Here is a 15,199-nt window from a genome sequence, read left to right on the forward strand (position 1 = left end):
TTAGGAATTAGGAATTAGGAATTAGGAATTAGGAATTAGGAATTAGGAATTAGGAAAAACTAAAATTTTGAAACTTACAAAACAACAAAATTTGTTACTTTTTTACTTTGCTACTTTGAACCTCTGCACCTTTGAACCTTTGAACCCTTGAACCTTTGAACCTTTGAACCTTTGAACCTTTGAACCCTTGAACCTTTGAACCTCTGCACCTTTGAACCTTTGAACCTAAAAAAAAACAAAAAACATGAAAAAAATCATTACAACATCAAAAGCACCAGCGCCAATCGGACCTTACAATCAAGCAACATTAGTTGGAAATACCTTATATACTTCTGGACAAATTGCGATAAATCCTGCAAATGGAGAATTGGTTTTAGACGATATTTCTACAGAAACCAAACAAGTAATGGAAAATGTAAAAGCGGTGTTAGAAGCTGCAGAAATGACGTTTGAAAACATTGTAAAAACCTCAATCTTTATTTCTGATATGGAAAATTTTGGAGCCATAAATGCTGTGTATGCAACGTATTTTAATGAAGCAACTGCACCAGCAAGAGAAACAGTAGAAGTTGCCAATTTACCAAAATATGTAAATGTAGAAATTAGTGTGATTGCTGTGAAATAAATTAAAAAACATGAAACAAAATAAGTGTTATTGGTTTTTAGTTCTATTTTTTATTCTATCATGTAAAACAAATTATTCGTTAATTCAATTTAAAGACTTAACATCAACATTTCAGATAAATAATCTTGTTTTAGAAAAACTTCTTTTAGAATTTGTTCAAAAAGGAAAAAGCAACACAATTATTCATGTTATTGTAGAAGAAAATTCAGATCTATTGATAACTCATATAGATTTTGAAGCTTATAAACAATCTGATAAAAATAAAGTGCTAGGGTATAATAGCAATTATGATATCCCAATTATCATATCTGGAAAACCTAATAATCAATTCTTTAAAAGGAACAACAAAATAAAAGTTTTAAAAATTTTGCAGCCTAAAAAAATTAACAAATACAATCCACCAATTATTTATGAACCTATGTATAAAAAATATAGATTAGAAAATAATAAGTTTGTTTATTTAGGAAATGTACGATAACAGAATATTATTTATCTATTTCTTACAAAGAAGCAGCATGCTCTAATAAATCTAACAACTTTACAGAATATCCCATTTCGTTATCGTACCAAGAAACTACTTTTACAAAGTTGTCGTTTAGTGCAATTCCGGCACTAGCATCAAAAATAGAAGTTCTTGTATCTCCAACAAAATCTTGTGAAACAACCTCGTCTTCTGTATAGCCTAAAATTCCTTTCATTTCATTTTCAGAAGCAGATTTCATTACTGCTTTAATAGTTTCATAAGAAGTTGGTTTGTCTAAGCGAACTGTTAAATCAACCACAGAAACATCCATTGTCGGAATTCTAAATGACATTCCTGTTAATTTACCATTCATTTCAGGAATTACTTTTCCAACTGCTTTTGCAGCTCCTGTAGAAGACGGAATGATATTATGAATTGCAGATCTTCCAATTCGCCAGTTTTTAGAAGCTGGTCCATCAACCGTATTTTGTGTTGAAGTCGCTGCATGTACTGTTGTCATTAACCCTTCTACAATTCCGAAATTGTCATGCAATACTTTCACAATTGGTGCTAAACAATTTGTGGTACATGATGCATTTGAAATAACGGTATCTTCTTTTGTTAACTTCGTATGATTTACCCCCATTACAAACATTGGTGCATCTTTAGACGGCGCAGAAACAATTACTTTTTTCGCGCCTGCTTTTAAATGTAAATTTCCTTGTGCAATCGATTTAAAAATTCCTGTACATTCTAACACATACTCTGCGTTAACTTCATTCCATTTTAATTCTTCTGGGTTTCTTTCTGCGGTAATTCTGATTTCATTTCCATTCACAATTAATTTCCTGTCTTTAACCTCAACTTCTCCATTAAACCTTCCGTGAACAGAATCATATTTTAACATGTACGCTAAATATTCTACATCTAGTAAATCATTAATCGCTACAACTTGCATATTTTCTCTTTCTACTGCTGCTCTAAAAGCCAATCTTCCAATTCTACCAAATCCGTTAATTCCTATTTTTATCATTTATTTTATTTTTTTATGTTGACATAATATCAGAAACCCTTAAAAGTTCTTGATCTATTATATGTACACCTTTTATTGCTTCTTGAAGCTCTGTTGTTATGATTTCATTATCTTTTAAACCGACCATTAAGTTCGATTTATTTTCTAATAATAGTTCTACCGCTTTTACACCTAATCTACTTGCTAAAACTCTATCAAAACAACTTGGCGAACCTCCGCGTTGCATATGACCGAGAATTGAAACTCTTACTTCGTATTCTGGTAAATTATCTTCTACATATTTTGCTAATTCGTATACATTCTTTCCAGATTTATCTCCTTCTGCAACCACAACAATACTCGATGATTTTCCTGAATTTTTACTTCTTTTTAATGACTCTAGCATTCTGTCTAGTCCTAAATCTTCTTCAGGAATTAAAATTTCTTCTGCTCCTGCTCCAACGCCAGCATTTAAAGCAATAAAACCGGCATCTCTTCCCATAACTTCAACAAAAAACAATCTATTATGAGAAGAAGCGGTGTCTCTAATTTTATCAATTGCTTCTACAGCCGTATTTAATGCTGTATCGTAACCTAAGGTGTGCGAAGTTCCAAAAATATCATTATCAATAGTTCCAGGAATTCCGATTACAGGAAAATTAAACTCTTCATTAAAAGTCATTGCTCCAGTAAAAGAACCATCTCCTCCAATGATAACAAGTCCGTCAATATGGTGTTTTTTCAATTGTTCGAACGCTTTTTTTCGTCCTTCAGGAGTTCTAAAATCTTTAGATCTTGCGGTTTTAAGAATCGTTCCGCCTTTGTTGATAATGTTATTTACTGTTCTCGCTTTTAACTCGATAAAATCGCCTTCAATCATTCCTTGAAAACCGCGATAAACACCAATACATTCCTTTTTATAATACGCACAAGTTCTAACAACTGATCGTATTGCTGCGTTCATTCCTGGCGAATCTCCACCAGAAGTCATTACTGCTATTTTTTTCATTGTATTTATACCTCTAATTGTAAAGTTAAGAAATATTAACTCATTTTAATAATAATTTGACTGGTATAAAAATTATTTTAAAGCATTAATAAACGCTGTAATCTTTGGAAATTGATTTGTGATTTTTTCAACAAATACAAATTGATTTTTTGCCCTCTCTAAATTATGATTATGATGCTTGGTTTTAAAGTAGACATCATTGTTTAGATAATCTGTTAAAAAACGCATTCCCATAATAAAAGGCACTATTTTTATACTGATTGGTAGCAAATCGATTTCTTCTTTTGTGGCACTTTTAAAGCTCCTAAAAAAACCTTCAGTATAACTTGTAAAATACTCGAAATTAAACTCAATTTTATCGGTATTTATTTCATCTTCATCCGCAGTATTACACAATGTTCTAATGGCATCACCATAATCGAAATGCAAAACACCTTGCATTACAGTATCTGTATCAATTAAACACAATGCTTTATTTTCTTTTGAAAATAAAATGTTCGAAATTTTTGTATCGTTATGTGTAAGTCTAATCGGTACTTTTTGCTGCTGAATTGCAGTGTCAATTTCTTGCATTAAGTTGACATGCCTTTCTATAAAATCTATCAATCCTTTCGATTGATTGATTTTCACTTCTGTTGCATTTTCAAGTGCTTTATTAAATTGTTGGTATCTGACAGTAACAGAATGAAAATCTTCTAAAGTAGTTGTGATATTTGAAAGATCAACATCTTTTGTCAATTCTAAAAATGCTCCTGTAATTTTACCAGCTTCAAAAGCAATCTGCGTATTTTCTGCTTTTAAATAGGTAACGGAATCTTCGATAAAAATAGAAGCATTCCAACAGTTATCATCTGTATCTTCATAAAAAAAAGTGTTGTCTTTTGCTTTTACAAAACACAATACTTTTTGCTGAATTTCTTTTTGAGGTAAATCCTTTAATTTGTATTGTAAATGATTGCTAACACAAATTTTATTTGCAATTAATTCTTTTGCTTTCGGAAAAACAGTTTTATTAATTTTCTGTAAAACGTACTGCGGTTTGTGAGTTGTTTTAATTAAAAAAGTATCATTAATATGTCCAGAATTTAGTTCTTGATACGATTCAAATTCAGATTGAATCTCAAACTGATTAATGATACTTTTCAATATGTTTTCCATTACCAAAGTTTTGGTGGATACACATTTTGCTGAATTAGTTCTTTTACTTTATTTACAACAACTTCTTTGTCTTCTTTATAAGTAACGCCCATCCATTTTGCATCAGTACTTAATACTTTCATTTGGGCTTTGTTCGTTTTTATTAAGTTATCTACAACCAAAGGCAAAAAGAATTCTGCTTTTAATTCCTGACTACTTTCTTCTAAAAATGCTTCGAACTCACTATCTAAAAAGTTTAAGAACGTTGGCGTAAACCCAAAGAAATTCATAGATACAATGGTATCTCTAGACATAATTTCTTCATTACCTTCCTCGTTTTCGAAAACAATTTCTTCTCCTCTTTTTGTAATGGCTGTTCTTTCTTTTATTTGCTGTAAATTACTATCTTCATCTGCAAAAGTTTCTCCTCTAGAAACGCTTCCATTTTCTGATAAGGTATTGTAAATAGGATACCCAACCATTGCGTAATTTGTGGATGCTTCATCGGCATTCTTTAAAAAAGAAATAATTGTTTCAAAAGCATCTAATCCATAAAAATCATCTGCATTAATGACACAAAAATTATCTTTAATTTGATCTTTTGCAACTAATAAAGCGTGTGCTGTTCCCCAAGGTTTAACACGGTTATTTTTACTATATTTTTCTGGTACTTTAGAAGTTTCCTGAATTGCGTATTCAACTTCTACTTTACCTTCTAGTTTTGCACCAAAATCGGTTTTTACTTCATCTAAGATATCTTTACGAACAATAAACACAACCTTTGTAAATCCGGCTTTAATTGCATCAAACAAAGAAAAATCCATGATGGTTTCTCCGTGTTCAGATATTCCGTCAAGTTGTTTTGTTCCTCCATATCTACTTCCCATTCCTGCTGCTAAAATTACTAGTGTAAAGTCTTTCATATTTAATTTTTGTTTTTTGTTGATGTAAACTCTGTAAAGCGATTTGTTTTTGCTGTTTTAACAGAGTCTTTTTTTATGTCAATTGCTTTTTTCTTTTTCAATCCTATTTTTCTAAGTAAGTCTACTAAATTATTAAAATCTACTTGATACGTTAAACCGATTCCTTGTGTATAACCTTCTTCTTCTGTAGAATATTGAATTTCGTTTTGACGATTAAAAATAACACCTCTAAAGTTTCCATTTTCGTTTAATAAAATTTCTACTTTTACTTCTCCTACAACACTAGATTGTGTTTTTGACCCAACTGGCACTCCAACTTTTCCGTTTACCACCACCCTATCAGAAATTTGTGTACCAACAGCAAAATTCACCAAATCGTCATTTATCACATTATTCACATCTGTTTTGTCAGTAATTTCATAATCTACATCAAATTGCACTTTACCGTCTTCACTACTCATTAAATCTGAAATCAAATTTGAGATTGCATTGGATGTTGTTCCTATAATTGCATTTGAGCTGTTAAAATTAGATTTATCTGGATTGTAAAATGTGTTTAACGCCAACAAAGATAAAAATTGTTTTGTTTTTTCATTTACATCATTGTCATTTAATTTAAATTCTAACTCAGATGCAATGGTGTTGTTTACATTCGGAATTTCTATATCAAATTCTTGATTCGAAGTAAATAATCCACCACTAATTCTTGTGATTAAATTGACAGGTATTTTTCTGTTAGAGTTAAAATTTTCTAACAACATAGATGGATTTGCTTTTGTTGTATACACTGCAGTAATGTTTAAGTCTGCATCAGACGGACTTCCATCCCATGAAATGGTGCCTCCTTTATTTACATTAAATGTTTTATTTACTAAACCACCATATTTAAATTCGTATTTTCCTTCATCAACAATAAAATTTCCATCCATTCTAAATTTACCTCTCGTATCAATTTCTATTTTTAAATTTCCATTTCCTCTTCCGTTTAGCAAGCTACCATTAGATTTATCTATTACTATTTCTGCAATAGCGTCTTTTGTTACTTCTAAATTAATGTCTAGTGTTAATCCTTTTAATGCATTTAACTCAAATTCTTGTATTTCTTTGTTGGTGTTGATTTCTTTATCACTTCTAAACTGAATAAGCTTGTAATTATCTACCATTTTAATGTCATTCAACGGAATTACAAATTTTGTATTAGGATTTGTGGTTGCATTTACATCTATAAACAAGTTGTCTGTTGGTCCATAAATTTTTGCATTTCCTTTGATGAAAGCCGTTCCATAATACAAAGACTCCTCAGTTTCTTTAGTGTCTAACACAACTAAATTATTGGTTATGATATTTAAATCCATTCCCCAAAATTTAAAATCTTGATGGGATATTGTTCCACTAAAATCCCCTCTAGTATTGTATTTAGTATCCAATAAATTGAGTCTCTCAAAAATAAATGACTGGTTGTATAGTTTAATTTTAGTAATTCCTTCAAAATCATAATCCACATTTAAATACGGAAATAACAAACCTGCGTCTTTTAACTCTAACTCTCCTTTCATATCTGGATTTCTTAAAAATCCAGACATATTAAAACTCCCTGATGCTTCTCCTCTTAATTTTGATAATACATCTTGACCTAAAGGACTAAATGCTTTTAATTGAAATTTATCGAGCGTTACATTTAAATCTATTGTAGGTCTTTCATCTGTGAAATCAATAAAACCGTTTGCAAAAATACTTTTACGATTCGAGTTTTTTAAAGTTAAATCTACTGCATATTTTTCATAAGAATTTTCTCCTACGATATTCAAATCTAAATCTCCTTGGGCAAAAGAATTGATTTTAAAATTAGAAACTGACAAGTTTCCTTTCGGGCTATATTGACCGTCTTTTTGAAGAAAGTCTAGTTGTCCGTTTAAAACTCCATTTAAAGTTAAACTATCTATCTCTGGCAACAAGCTAGCTAATTTCACCTTCTTAAAATCGATCTTTAAATCTTTTTGAGTAGAATCTTTTACAACTCCTTTAAAGGTTATTTCTTGTTCTTTAGATCTTAAATAAAAAGGACTAAAATTAAATTCTTGTTTTTTTAAGTCGAAAACAACTTTACTGTTTTTATTATTCTGCGGATTAATTTTCCAAATATTGTTTTCAAAATCAAAACTAGATTTTTGAATTCCTAATACCGATTTTTTATCCTTATTAAACGTATAAAAAAAATCCATATTAAAGGTTTCATTTATTGCTGTGGCCCCTTTAAATTCTGATTTAAAAAACAACGTATCGTTTTTTGTAACATTTAATAAGTTAAGTTTTGATGCTTTAAAATAATCTGTTGTTACTTTTGATGCAGTTAAGTGTGTATTATATAATTTACTTTTAGTATCCATTCTCAAATACACAGAATCTAACTCGCTGCCATAAACCGTTATTCTAGGAGAGTTAAAAGTAAGTTTTAGTGCATTTGTATTTCCATTAATTTTTCCTCGTAACGTAGTGTTTTTATCGATAAATATTTTTGGAAAAAAAACATCAATAATTTGATTGTAAATATTAAAATCGAACTCTATAAATTGATTGGACGCTACTTTATATGGATTGTAATTCGTGTAGATACTTCCTAAAGCATTTTGTGTAATTGCAAATAATTCACTAAACCTAAAATTTCCTCTTAACCAACCCTGGGCAATATCGTTGGCGTCTGAATTTTTATTAATATCTATCGTTTTAATATTGTCTTTTACAGTTGATGTAACAATAAATCTTTTAAAATTATATGTTTGTTTTGGACTCGTGTATTCTACATTATTAAAGGTTGTAACACCAATAACATCATCAAAAGTATTCCCAACAATATCAAATTGTAATTCTCCTTTTATTTTAGAAATACTATCTCTTGTAAACAAATTGGTTTTAACCAAATCGGCATCTTCAATAGTTGCTGTAAAATCAAACTTATTTACTTTTGATGAAAAATCTGCCAAACCGTTAAATCGCAGTTTTAAAAACTCATCATTTACATTTAAATTTCCATTGAAAAGCTTGTTTTGAAACAATCCGTTGACATTTAAATCTTTGTAAGTATACTTATTAAAGTCTAACTTTTTAATAACACCAATAATTCCTGTATTTATATTGTCTACTCTAAATCCTGTTCCGTTTACATCGCCGTTTAAGGTTATTTTACCAACGAGCGGTTCATTTAAAAATTTACCAATATTAAAATTGATCAACTCTACATTTCCTTTATAGTTTGCATTATCTATATTGGCAATATTTGTAAGGTTTAGATTTGCTTTTGTGGTTCCTATTTTAGAAAAAATAACAACATTTAAATCTAATTTATTTTCGTTGATAAAGGTTTTTCCTTTTAATGTAAAATCTCCCAATCTTTTAAATTCGGTTGGCAATGTTTTTCCTAAAAGATTAGGTAAAATATTTTTCAACTCTTGATAGTTTGCAGTTACGTTTTGCAAATCACCATCAAAAGAAAATCCTTTTTCAGTATCAATCGCATTTACAAATTTTAAATCTCCGTTGATAATAATTCCATGATCAGAATACACATCTAATTGATGTACTTTAAAATCATTTAAGGTACCCACTAAACTTCCATCTAAATTTACCACATCACCAACTCCGAATTCACCATAAAAATTACTTAAATCTTCTAAAGAAACTCTGCTCTTAGAAAAAGCTGCATTTATGATAACTTTATCGTTAAAAAACCGCAAATCCTCTCTTTTATATGCAAAGGTAATGTCTGCATTTATTTGAGAAGTTTCTGTTTCTAACACTGTTTTTTTAAACAGCATATTGGTGGTCGTATACGAAAAGTCTGTTGTTAAATTGGTGACTTGCAATCCATTTTTTTCTCTAAAATATAAGCCTCTAATCTTTGCAGTGACATCTGGTCCAAGAATTTTAAAATCACTTAAACTTCCGCCTGCATCTTTAACATAAAAAGGCAAACTATCTTTCTTATTTGCATCAATCAACTTAAAATTTAAGTTGTTCAAATACATATCAGAACTACTTAAAGAAAATGGGGCAGCTAAAGAATCTCTTGGAGAATCATCTTCGAAACTTTCTATAAAAATAGACAAGTTGTCATTTGTTTCTCCTTTATGAGTTTTTAAATGAAAATCGACACCGTCTAATGAAACACTTCCTAAATTTACTTTATTATTGATTACTTTTTTTGCATTCAATAAAGAAGTGCTTAATTTATCTACAAAAATTAAGGTGTCGTTATGATGATCTCTTATTTGAACACCTTTTAACCGAACAGAACCTAAGAAAGATAAATCTACTCTTTTAATTACAATATTTGTATTGTACGATTTCTTTAAACTTTTGGTTAACGTTCTTGCCAACCTTGTTTGTACTCCCGGAATTGAAAAGATAATACTTATCAAAAACAAGAATAGCAGCACATAGGCTAAAAACCTTACAAATATTTTAATCTTGTTTTTAATAATCAATTTTTTATCTAAAAGTGGAATAATCAGTGAATTCTAATCAAAAATATTGCCAATTATTGCAAAGAAAGTTGAAATTTTGGTAACTATTGAATTTGAATCAATATTTTTGCAACACAATTTAAACCTTTTAACCTTTTGAGCCAAAAATCAATTTATATTTTAGGAATAGAATCTTCTTGTGATGACACAAGCGCCTCTGTAATTTACAACGGGAAAGTATTGAGTAATGTTATTGCAAATCAAGAAATACATGCTAAATATGGCGGAGTTGTGCCTGAGTTAGCTTCAAGAGCGCATCAACAAAATATTGTTCCTGTTGTACAGCAAGCTTTAGAGCAAGCAAATATTGATACAAATCAATTATCTGCAATTGCTTTTACGCGCGGACCAGGATTAATGGGTTCTTTATTAGTTGGTACTTCTTTTGCCAAATCGTTGGCGTTGGGTTTACAAATTCCTCTGATTGATGTAAATCATATGCAAGCGCATATTTTAGCCCATTTTATTGAAGACTCAACTGCTAAGATTCCGCCTTTTCCATTTATCTGTTTAACGATAAGCGGCGGACATACACAAATTGTAAAAGTGACCCATCATTTTGAAATGGAAATTTTAGGAGAAACCATTGATGATGCTGTTGGTGAAGCGTTTGACAAATCTGCTAAAATTTTAGGATTGCCTTATCCTGGCGGACCGTTAATTGACAAATATGCGCAAGAAGGAAATCCGAAAGCTTTTCAATTTACCAAACCAAAAGTGGGCGATTTAGATTTTAGTTTTAGTGGATTAAAAACTGCTATTTTATATTTTATTCAGAAGCAAGTAAAAGAAAACCCCAATTTTATCGAAGAAAACTTGGTAGATATTTGCGCATCCATTCAGTATACAATTGTTGAAATTTTAATGGAAAAATTAAAAAATGCGGTTAAACAAACTGGCATCAAACATATTGCAATTGCTGGTGGCGTTTCTGCTAATTCAGAAATTAGAAAACGTTTGCAACTGGCAGAAAAGCATTTTGGATGGACAACCTACATTCCGAAGTTTGAGTATACAACAGACAATGCAGCGATGATTGCCATAACTGGATATTTAAAATATTTAAACAACACCTATTCTGAAATCGGAATTACCGCACAAGCAAGATTAAAAGTTACCGAATAAATTAAGTATCTTTAAACAACTAAAAAGGCACATAATGAAAACTAAAACGATTGTTTCACTATTTTTTATACTGTTAATTGTTATTTTTTCTTTACAAAATTCAGAAATTACAGATGTAGATTTTCTCTTTTGGAAAATTTCTGTTTCTCGGATTTTAATCATTTTAGGAAGTTTTTCTTTTGGTGTTTTGGTTGGCATTTTGGTTTCTATAAAAAGAAAGACAACCGCAACAACAGATACAAAATTAGAAGCATAAAAAAAGCGAGCTATTAATTGCTCGCTTTTTAATTTTATAAATTGCTTTTTATCCTAAAACCTCTGTTAGCACTTTTGCCAAACGAATTCCGCCTTTTTGCAACTGAGTTCTTACTGTTAGAAAATGATCGTACATATAACGGTAACTTAATTTTTCTCCTGATTTTGCAGAGCCGTAAATCATTTGAGCCAACCCTTTAGATTCATTTACCCAATCTACAACAGTACCTTTTTGTAATTCTTTTATCTGCGCTTTACTTAAAACTGCAGTATTTGATGCCAATTCTGTATAGGTCATATTAAAACTATCAATCATTTGGCTGTCCCAAACTCTGTGCATATTTGTTCCTCTGTTAAACCAATTTACTTGAAAATCGTTTCCTCCTCTATCAGTAACTCTACCAACATGCATTGGCTGATGTAAATCACCAATTAAATGCACCAACATTTTTAAATGAAAAACTTTGTCTTCTTTAGACGCATTATCATCCAACAAAACTTGCTTACATTTTTCAATTCCCATTACTAAATCTCCTTTTGGATTTTTAGTTGATGTTTGATATGTTTCATCATCATTTAAATTTACATAATGCCAAGTTGAATATTTTCTATATGCATTATCAGATTTAATATCATCGGCAAAAGTAGAAATCATCGCTAAACTTTGTCCGTTTAACAATTCTTTAATTTTTTTCTGTACTCTTTTTGATAAATGCTTGGTTGCAATTTCACCAACTGCTCTATGCCCCGTATTTCCCCAAACTATTTCTTTTTCACCATCAGACGCAAAAGAAAAATTGCTAATAAATACAAATGCGAATATGTATAAAATCTTTGTTTTCATTTTTATGTTTTAAAATTTCGTTCGGCTAATTTATAAAAATAATACCTGATAAGTTTGGAAATATCAAAAAAAAACATATATCTTTGTGATATCAATTTAATATCATAATAAAATACATATATCATGAGTAACGAAAAAAGCATAAAACCAGCGAACGGCTATGTAATGTTTGCATTAGTACTAGTACTATTTATTGGAGGAATTGTAATGGCAATTAAACAAGAAAATCCTATTTGGATTTTAGTAACTGTAGTTGCTTTCATTTGTACATTCGGCTTTATTTTAGTCAACCCAAATTCATCAAAAGTGATTTTATTGTTCGGTAAATATATCGGAACCGTAAAAACAAACGGTTTGTATTGGGCAAATCCGTTGTACAAAAAAAGAACCATTTCTTTAAGAGCAAGCAACTTTGATAGCGAACGTTTAAAAGTAAACGACAAATTGGGAAACCCAATTATGATAAGCACCATTTTGGTTTGGAGAGTAACAGACACTCATAAAGCTGCTTTTGATGTTGATAATTACGAGAATTTTGTAAGAGTACAAACTGATGCAGCTGTTAGAAAACTAGCAAGCATGTATCCGTACGATAATTTTGCAGACGAAGGAACTGAAGAAGATATTACTTTGCGCTCTAGCGTAAACGAAGTAAGCGAAGCGTTAGAAAAAGAAGTAGAAGAACGTTTGTCTATTGCAGGAATTGAAGTACTAGAAGCAAGAATTGGATATTTAGCATACGCACAAGAAATTGCAAATGCCATGTTAAAAAGACAACAAGCTACGGCAATTGTTGCAGCACGTCATAAAATTGTTGAAGGCGCAGTAAGTATGGTAGAAATGGCTTTAGAAGAATTGGGTAAAAAGAATATTGTTGAATTAGATGACGATCGTAAAGCGGCAATGGTAAGTAATTTAATGGTTATTTTATGTGGAGATAAAGATGCTTCTCCTGTGTTAAATACCGGAACTTTAAATCATTAAGATGATTCTAATTGCTTTAAAATTAACAGTCTTTTTTATAAGTTGTATCTCGATATTACTAATCTATATATTTAAATAAAAGCAAGTGTATGTTAGGATTTCAAATTAAAAACAAAAAAGTACTTTTTATACTATTCGCTATTTTTATAGCGCTAATTAGTATTGGAGTATTGATCGTATCAAACATCTAATATGAAAGAAAAAAAGAACGGATTGAGCCCAAAAATGTCTATAGCTATTGGAGCTTCTCTTGGATCTTCTGTTGGGACTGTTATTGGAGCAGTAACTAATAACGTAGCATCTGGAGTAACATATGGAATTATAATCGGAACAGTTCTAGGGGTTTTAGTCGGGATTTTTCTAAATAAACTCAACTAACATGAAAAATAACAGTGCAATTATTGGGATGCTATTCGGGGCAGGAATCGGAATTATTTTTAACAGTACCGGCTTAGGTTTGCCTATGGGAGCTGGTGTTGGATTAGTTATAGGTTTAATGATAGACAATCATAAAAAAAAGAATAAAAAATGAGCGAAAAACAAATTTTAGCAATTGGTATTGGAACCGCTTTAGGTATTAGTTTAGGCACAACCTTTGGTGTAGTTTTTAATAATATTGCTATCGGAATTTCAATTGGCTCTGGAGTTGGAACAGCAATTGGTGTTGCATTAGCATTGATTAATTTTGGAGAAAAAAAAGAATGTAAAGACAAACAATTATGAAAGAATATACCGTAATTAATTGGAAAATGGGATTGTCTAAAAACAACGAACGTTTAGAAGACACCTTAAATGAATATGCTAGAAATGGCTGGAGAGTAATTCATATTGGAGAACAAAACACACGTATTGTTTTTGAAAGAGATAAAAATAGATAATGAGAATTTTTAAAGAAGAACAACGATTTACACAAAGTTGGTTGATAGTTTTAATAGCCATCAGTATGCTTGTTCCTATTTTTATAATTATTAAAGAATTTTCTAAAGAAAACAGCACAATGAGCATGAATGAGTTTATTTTACTGCTATTATTTATGCCATTATGTGTGTTACCAATTTTCTTCTTTAAATTAAAAACAAGAATCGATGAAAAAGGAATTCATTTTCAATTTTTTCCGTTTCATTTTAAAGCGAAAACCATTGCTTGGTCTGAATTAAAAACTGCCAACACTAGAAAATATTTTGCCATCACAGAATATGGTGGTTGGGGATTAAAAACCAGCTTTCTTTCGAGAAAAAAGAAAGGAATTGCTTATAGTGTTTCTGGAGATTTAGGCATACAGCTCCAATTAAAAAACGGAAAGAAAATTTTAATTGGCACGCAGCTTTTAGACGAAGTAAATTCCGTTTTAAAAACATACGAAGACAAAATACAGACAGATGAAAACTAAATTTTTATATATCTTTTTATTGATTTTCGCTGTTACTTACGGACAATCAACAATTACATCAGAAGAAATTTTGATAAAAAATGATTCCATCGAGTTACCAGGAACTTTAACATATTCAAATACAAAAACTCCGTTGGTAATTTGGGTTCACGGTTCTGGAAATGTAGACAGAAACGGAAATCAAGGTGCAATTGTAAAAGCAAATTACATCAAACAATTTAGAGACGAAATCAACAAAGAAAATATTGCTTTTTTTAGTTTCGATAAAAGAACATCAAACCCAAAAAACTTTAAGTTTTTAAAAGGAATTGTATTTGAAGATTTTATAAGTGATGTAGAAAAAGTAATCGCACATTTTAAAGATGACAACCGTTTTACAGAAATCATAATAATTGGTCACAGTCAAGGTTCTTTAATAGCCATGTTGACTTCCAAAAACGCAACCAAATATGTTTCTCTAGCTGGTCCAGGAGCATCGATAGATCAAACAATGGTAAAACAAATTACTGCACAAAATGCACTTTTAGGCGAAGCAGCTGCAGCACACTTTAAAGAGTTAAAAGAAACAGGAAACGTTAAAGATGTAAATCCTTTATTGATTTCTATTTTTTCAAAACCGAATCTTCCATTTTTTAAATCGTGGACAAATTATGATCCTATAAAAGAGATTAAAAAACTAACCATTCCTGTTTTAATTATCAACGGGACAAAAGATTTACAAGTAAAAATTGAAGATGCAACTGTCTTACACAACGCAAAACCATCATCAGAATTAGTGATTATAGAAAACATGAATCACGTATTAAAAAACATAACAATTGATGCAGATAATATGAAATCCTATTATTCAGCAGATTATACCTTATCAAAAAAATTAATTACAACTGTTGTTGCATTTATAAAAAAGTAACC

At 30.3% G+C, this 15,199-nt stretch carries 17 protein-coding genes; 11 read left to right on the top strand and 6 right to left on the bottom strand.

What is annotated here, in order from left to right; translation table 11 throughout:
* The first annotated feature begins 244 nt into the window (after window positions 1-244).
* Window positions 245-625 (top strand): Rid family detoxifying hydrolase, encoded by a 381-nt coding sequence (locus ACEWL1_RS11545; protein ID WP_409233456.1) that lies wholly within the window; start codon window positions 245-247, stop codon window positions 623-625.
* A gap of 10 nt (window positions 626-635) precedes the next feature.
* On the top strand, window positions 636-1,103 hold the full coding sequence (locus ACEWL1_RS11550; protein WP_409233457.1) for a hypothetical protein: 468 nt from the start codon (window positions 636-638) through the stop codon (window positions 1,101-1,103).
* A 22-nt stretch (window positions 1,104-1,125) separates the two neighbouring features.
* Here the strand turns inward: ACEWL1_RS11550 and gap are convergent, their stop codons facing one another.
* The 5 genes from gap to ACEWL1_RS11575 form a co-directional block, all read right to left on the bottom strand.
* On the bottom strand, window positions 1,126-2,121 hold the full coding sequence (gene gap / locus ACEWL1_RS11555; protein WP_409233458.1) for a type I glyceraldehyde-3-phosphate dehydrogenase: 996 nt from the start codon (window positions 2,119-2,121) through the stop codon (window positions 1,126-1,128).
* A 13-nt stretch (window positions 2,122-2,134) separates the two neighbouring features.
* Window positions 2,135-3,109: a 6-phosphofructokinase gene (pfkA, locus tag ACEWL1_RS11560; RefSeq protein ID WP_409233459.1), complete on the bottom strand. Its 975-nt coding sequence runs from the start codon at window positions 3,107-3,109 to the stop codon at window positions 2,135-2,137.
* A gap of 72 nt (window positions 3,110-3,181) precedes the next feature.
* Window positions 3,182-4,267 carry a phosphotransferase enzyme family protein gene (locus tag ACEWL1_RS11565; RefSeq protein WP_409233460.1) on the bottom strand — a complete coding sequence of 362 codons (1,086 nt, stop codon included), beginning with the start codon at window positions 4,265-4,267 and terminating at the stop codon, window positions 3,182-3,184.
* Window positions 4,267-5,169 carry a nucleotidyltransferase family protein gene (locus ACEWL1_RS11570; protein ID WP_409233461.1) on the bottom strand — a complete coding sequence of 301 codons (903 nt, stop codon included), beginning with the start codon at window positions 5,167-5,169 and terminating at the stop codon, window positions 4,267-4,269. Before ACEWL1_RS11570 ends, ACEWL1_RS11565 begins: the two co-directional genes overlap by 1 nt.
* A gap of 2 nt (window positions 5,170-5,171) precedes the next feature.
* Window positions 5,172-9,650 (bottom strand): translocation/assembly module TamB domain-containing protein, encoded by a 4,479-nt coding sequence (locus tag ACEWL1_RS11575; protein WP_409233462.1) that lies wholly within the window; start codon window positions 9,648-9,650, stop codon window positions 5,172-5,174.
* Between the two features lie 135 nt (window positions 9,651-9,785).
* Here ACEWL1_RS11575 and tsaD point away from each other — a divergent pair, with 135 nt between their 5' ends.
* Both tsaD and ACEWL1_RS11585 read left to right on the top strand, forming a co-directional pair.
* Entirely contained in the window at window positions 9,786-10,814 is a 1,029-nt protein-coding gene (gene tsaD / locus ACEWL1_RS11580; RefSeq protein WP_409233463.1) for a tRNA (adenosine(37)-N6)-threonylcarbamoyltransferase complex transferase subunit TsaD, read from the top strand.
* Window positions 10,815-10,848: 34 nt separating this feature from the next.
* Window positions 10,849-11,070 carry a LapA family protein gene (locus ACEWL1_RS11585; protein ID WP_409233464.1) on the top strand — a complete coding sequence of 74 codons (222 nt, stop codon included), beginning with the start codon at window positions 10,849-10,851 and terminating at the stop codon, window positions 11,068-11,070.
* A 48-nt stretch (window positions 11,071-11,118) separates the two neighbouring features.
* Here ACEWL1_RS11585 and ACEWL1_RS11590 read toward each other — a convergent pair whose 3' ends face one another.
* Complete coding sequence (locus ACEWL1_RS11590; protein WP_409233465.1) at window positions 11,119-11,913, bottom strand: S1/P1 nuclease; 795 nt, start codon at window positions 11,911-11,913, stop codon at window positions 11,119-11,121.
* Between the two features lie 123 nt (window positions 11,914-12,036).
* On the opposite strand from ACEWL1_RS11590, the gene ACEWL1_RS11595 reads away from it, so the two are divergent.
* The 7 genes from ACEWL1_RS11595 to ACEWL1_RS11625 all read left to right on the top strand — a co-directional run bounded on the left by ACEWL1_RS11595 (window position 12,037) and on the right by ACEWL1_RS11625 (window position 15,197).
* Entirely contained in the window at window positions 12,037-12,897 is an 861-nt protein-coding gene (locus ACEWL1_RS11595) for an SPFH domain-containing protein (RefSeq protein ID WP_409233466.1), read from the top strand.
* A gap of 192 nt (window positions 12,898-13,089) precedes the next feature.
* Window positions 13,090-13,275, top strand: coding sequence for a hypothetical protein (locus ACEWL1_RS11600; protein WP_409233467.1), 186 nt, complete (start codon window positions 13,090-13,092; stop codon window positions 13,273-13,275).
* Between the two features lies 1 nt (window position 13,276).
* Window positions 13,277-13,429 (top strand): hypothetical protein, encoded by a 153-nt coding sequence (locus ACEWL1_RS11605; protein WP_409233468.1) that lies wholly within the window; start codon window positions 13,277-13,279, stop codon window positions 13,427-13,429.
* Complete coding sequence (locus tag ACEWL1_RS11610; protein ID WP_409233469.1) at window positions 13,426-13,620, top strand: hypothetical protein; 195 nt, start codon at window positions 13,426-13,428, stop codon at window positions 13,618-13,620. Before ACEWL1_RS11605 ends, ACEWL1_RS11610 begins: the two co-directional genes overlap by 4 nt.
* The gene (locus tag ACEWL1_RS11615; RefSeq protein ID WP_409233470.1) at window positions 13,617-13,775 is read left to right on the top strand and encodes a DUF4177 domain-containing protein; all 159 of its coding nucleotides are present in this window, start codon (window positions 13,617-13,619) and stop codon (window positions 13,773-13,775) included. The genes ACEWL1_RS11610 and ACEWL1_RS11615 overlap by 4 nt, the downstream gene beginning before the upstream one ends.
* Window positions 13,775-14,287, top strand: coding sequence for a hypothetical protein (locus ACEWL1_RS11620; protein WP_409233471.1), 513 nt, complete (start codon window positions 13,775-13,777; stop codon window positions 14,285-14,287). Before ACEWL1_RS11615 ends, ACEWL1_RS11620 begins: the two co-directional genes overlap by 1 nt.
* A complete protein-coding gene (locus tag ACEWL1_RS11625; RefSeq protein ID WP_409233472.1) occupies window positions 14,277-15,197 on the top strand; it encodes an alpha/beta hydrolase family protein in 921 nt (306 codons plus the stop codon). The genes ACEWL1_RS11620 and ACEWL1_RS11625 overlap by 11 nt, the downstream gene beginning before the upstream one ends.
* Window positions 15,198-15,199: the final 2 nt, after the last annotated feature.

Origin of the sequence: Polaribacter gochangensis (genome assembly GCF_046224025.1) — a bacterium.
GTDB lineage: Bacteria > Bacteroidota > Bacteroidia > Flavobacteriales > Flavobacteriaceae > Polaribacter > Polaribacter gochangensis.

What these genes read in the sequence shown, in the direction of transcription:
- ACEWL1_RS11545 (WP_409233456.1), top strand. Translation starts at nt 245, where the DNA reads ATGAAAAAAATCATTACAACATCAAAAGCACCAGCGCCAATCGGACCT.
- ACEWL1_RS11550 (WP_409233457.1), top strand. Translation starts at nt 636, where the DNA reads ATGAAACAAAATAAGTGTTATTGGTTTTTAGTTCTATTTTTTATTCTA.
- gap (WP_409233458.1), bottom strand. Translation starts at nt 2,121, where the DNA reads ATGATAAAAATAGGAATTAACGGATTTGGTAGAATTGGAAGATTGGCT.
- pfkA (WP_409233459.1), bottom strand. Translation starts at nt 3,109, where the DNA reads ATGAAAAAAATAGCAGTAATGACTTCTGGTGGAGATTCGCCAGGAATG.
- ACEWL1_RS11565 (WP_409233460.1), bottom strand. Translation starts at nt 4,267, where the DNA reads ATGGAAAACATATTGAAAAGTATCATTAATCAGTTTGAGATTCAATCT.
- ACEWL1_RS11570 (WP_409233461.1), bottom strand. Translation starts at nt 5,169, where the DNA reads ATGAAAGACTTTACACTAGTAATTTTAGCAGCAGGAATGGGAAGTAGA.
- ACEWL1_RS11585 (WP_409233464.1), top strand. Translation starts at nt 10,849, where the DNA reads ATGAAAACTAAAACGATTGTTTCACTATTTTTTATACTGTTAATTGTT.
- ACEWL1_RS11590 (WP_409233465.1), bottom strand. Translation starts at nt 11,913, where the DNA reads ATGAAAACAAAGATTTTATACATATTCGCATTTGTATTTATTAGCAAT.
- ACEWL1_RS11595 (WP_409233466.1), top strand. Translation starts at nt 12,037, where the DNA reads ATGAGTAACGAAAAAAGCATAAAACCAGCGAACGGCTATGTAATGTTT.
- ACEWL1_RS11600 (WP_409233467.1), top strand. Translation starts at nt 13,090, where the DNA reads ATGAAAGAAAAAAAGAACGGATTGAGCCCAAAAATGTCTATAGCTATT.
- ACEWL1_RS11605 (WP_409233468.1), top strand. Translation starts at nt 13,277, where the DNA reads ATGAAAAATAACAGTGCAATTATTGGGATGCTATTCGGGGCAGGAATC.
- ACEWL1_RS11610 (WP_409233469.1), top strand. Translation starts at nt 13,426, where the DNA reads ATGAGCGAAAAACAAATTTTAGCAATTGGTATTGGAACCGCTTTAGGT.
- ACEWL1_RS11615 (WP_409233470.1), top strand. Translation starts at nt 13,617, where the DNA reads ATGAAAGAATATACCGTAATTAATTGGAAAATGGGATTGTCTAAAAAC.
- ACEWL1_RS11620 (WP_409233471.1), top strand. Translation starts at nt 13,775, where the DNA reads ATGAGAATTTTTAAAGAAGAACAACGATTTACACAAAGTTGGTTGATA.
- ACEWL1_RS11625 (WP_409233472.1), top strand. Translation starts at nt 14,277, where the DNA reads ATGAAAACTAAATTTTTATATATCTTTTTATTGATTTTCGCTGTTACT.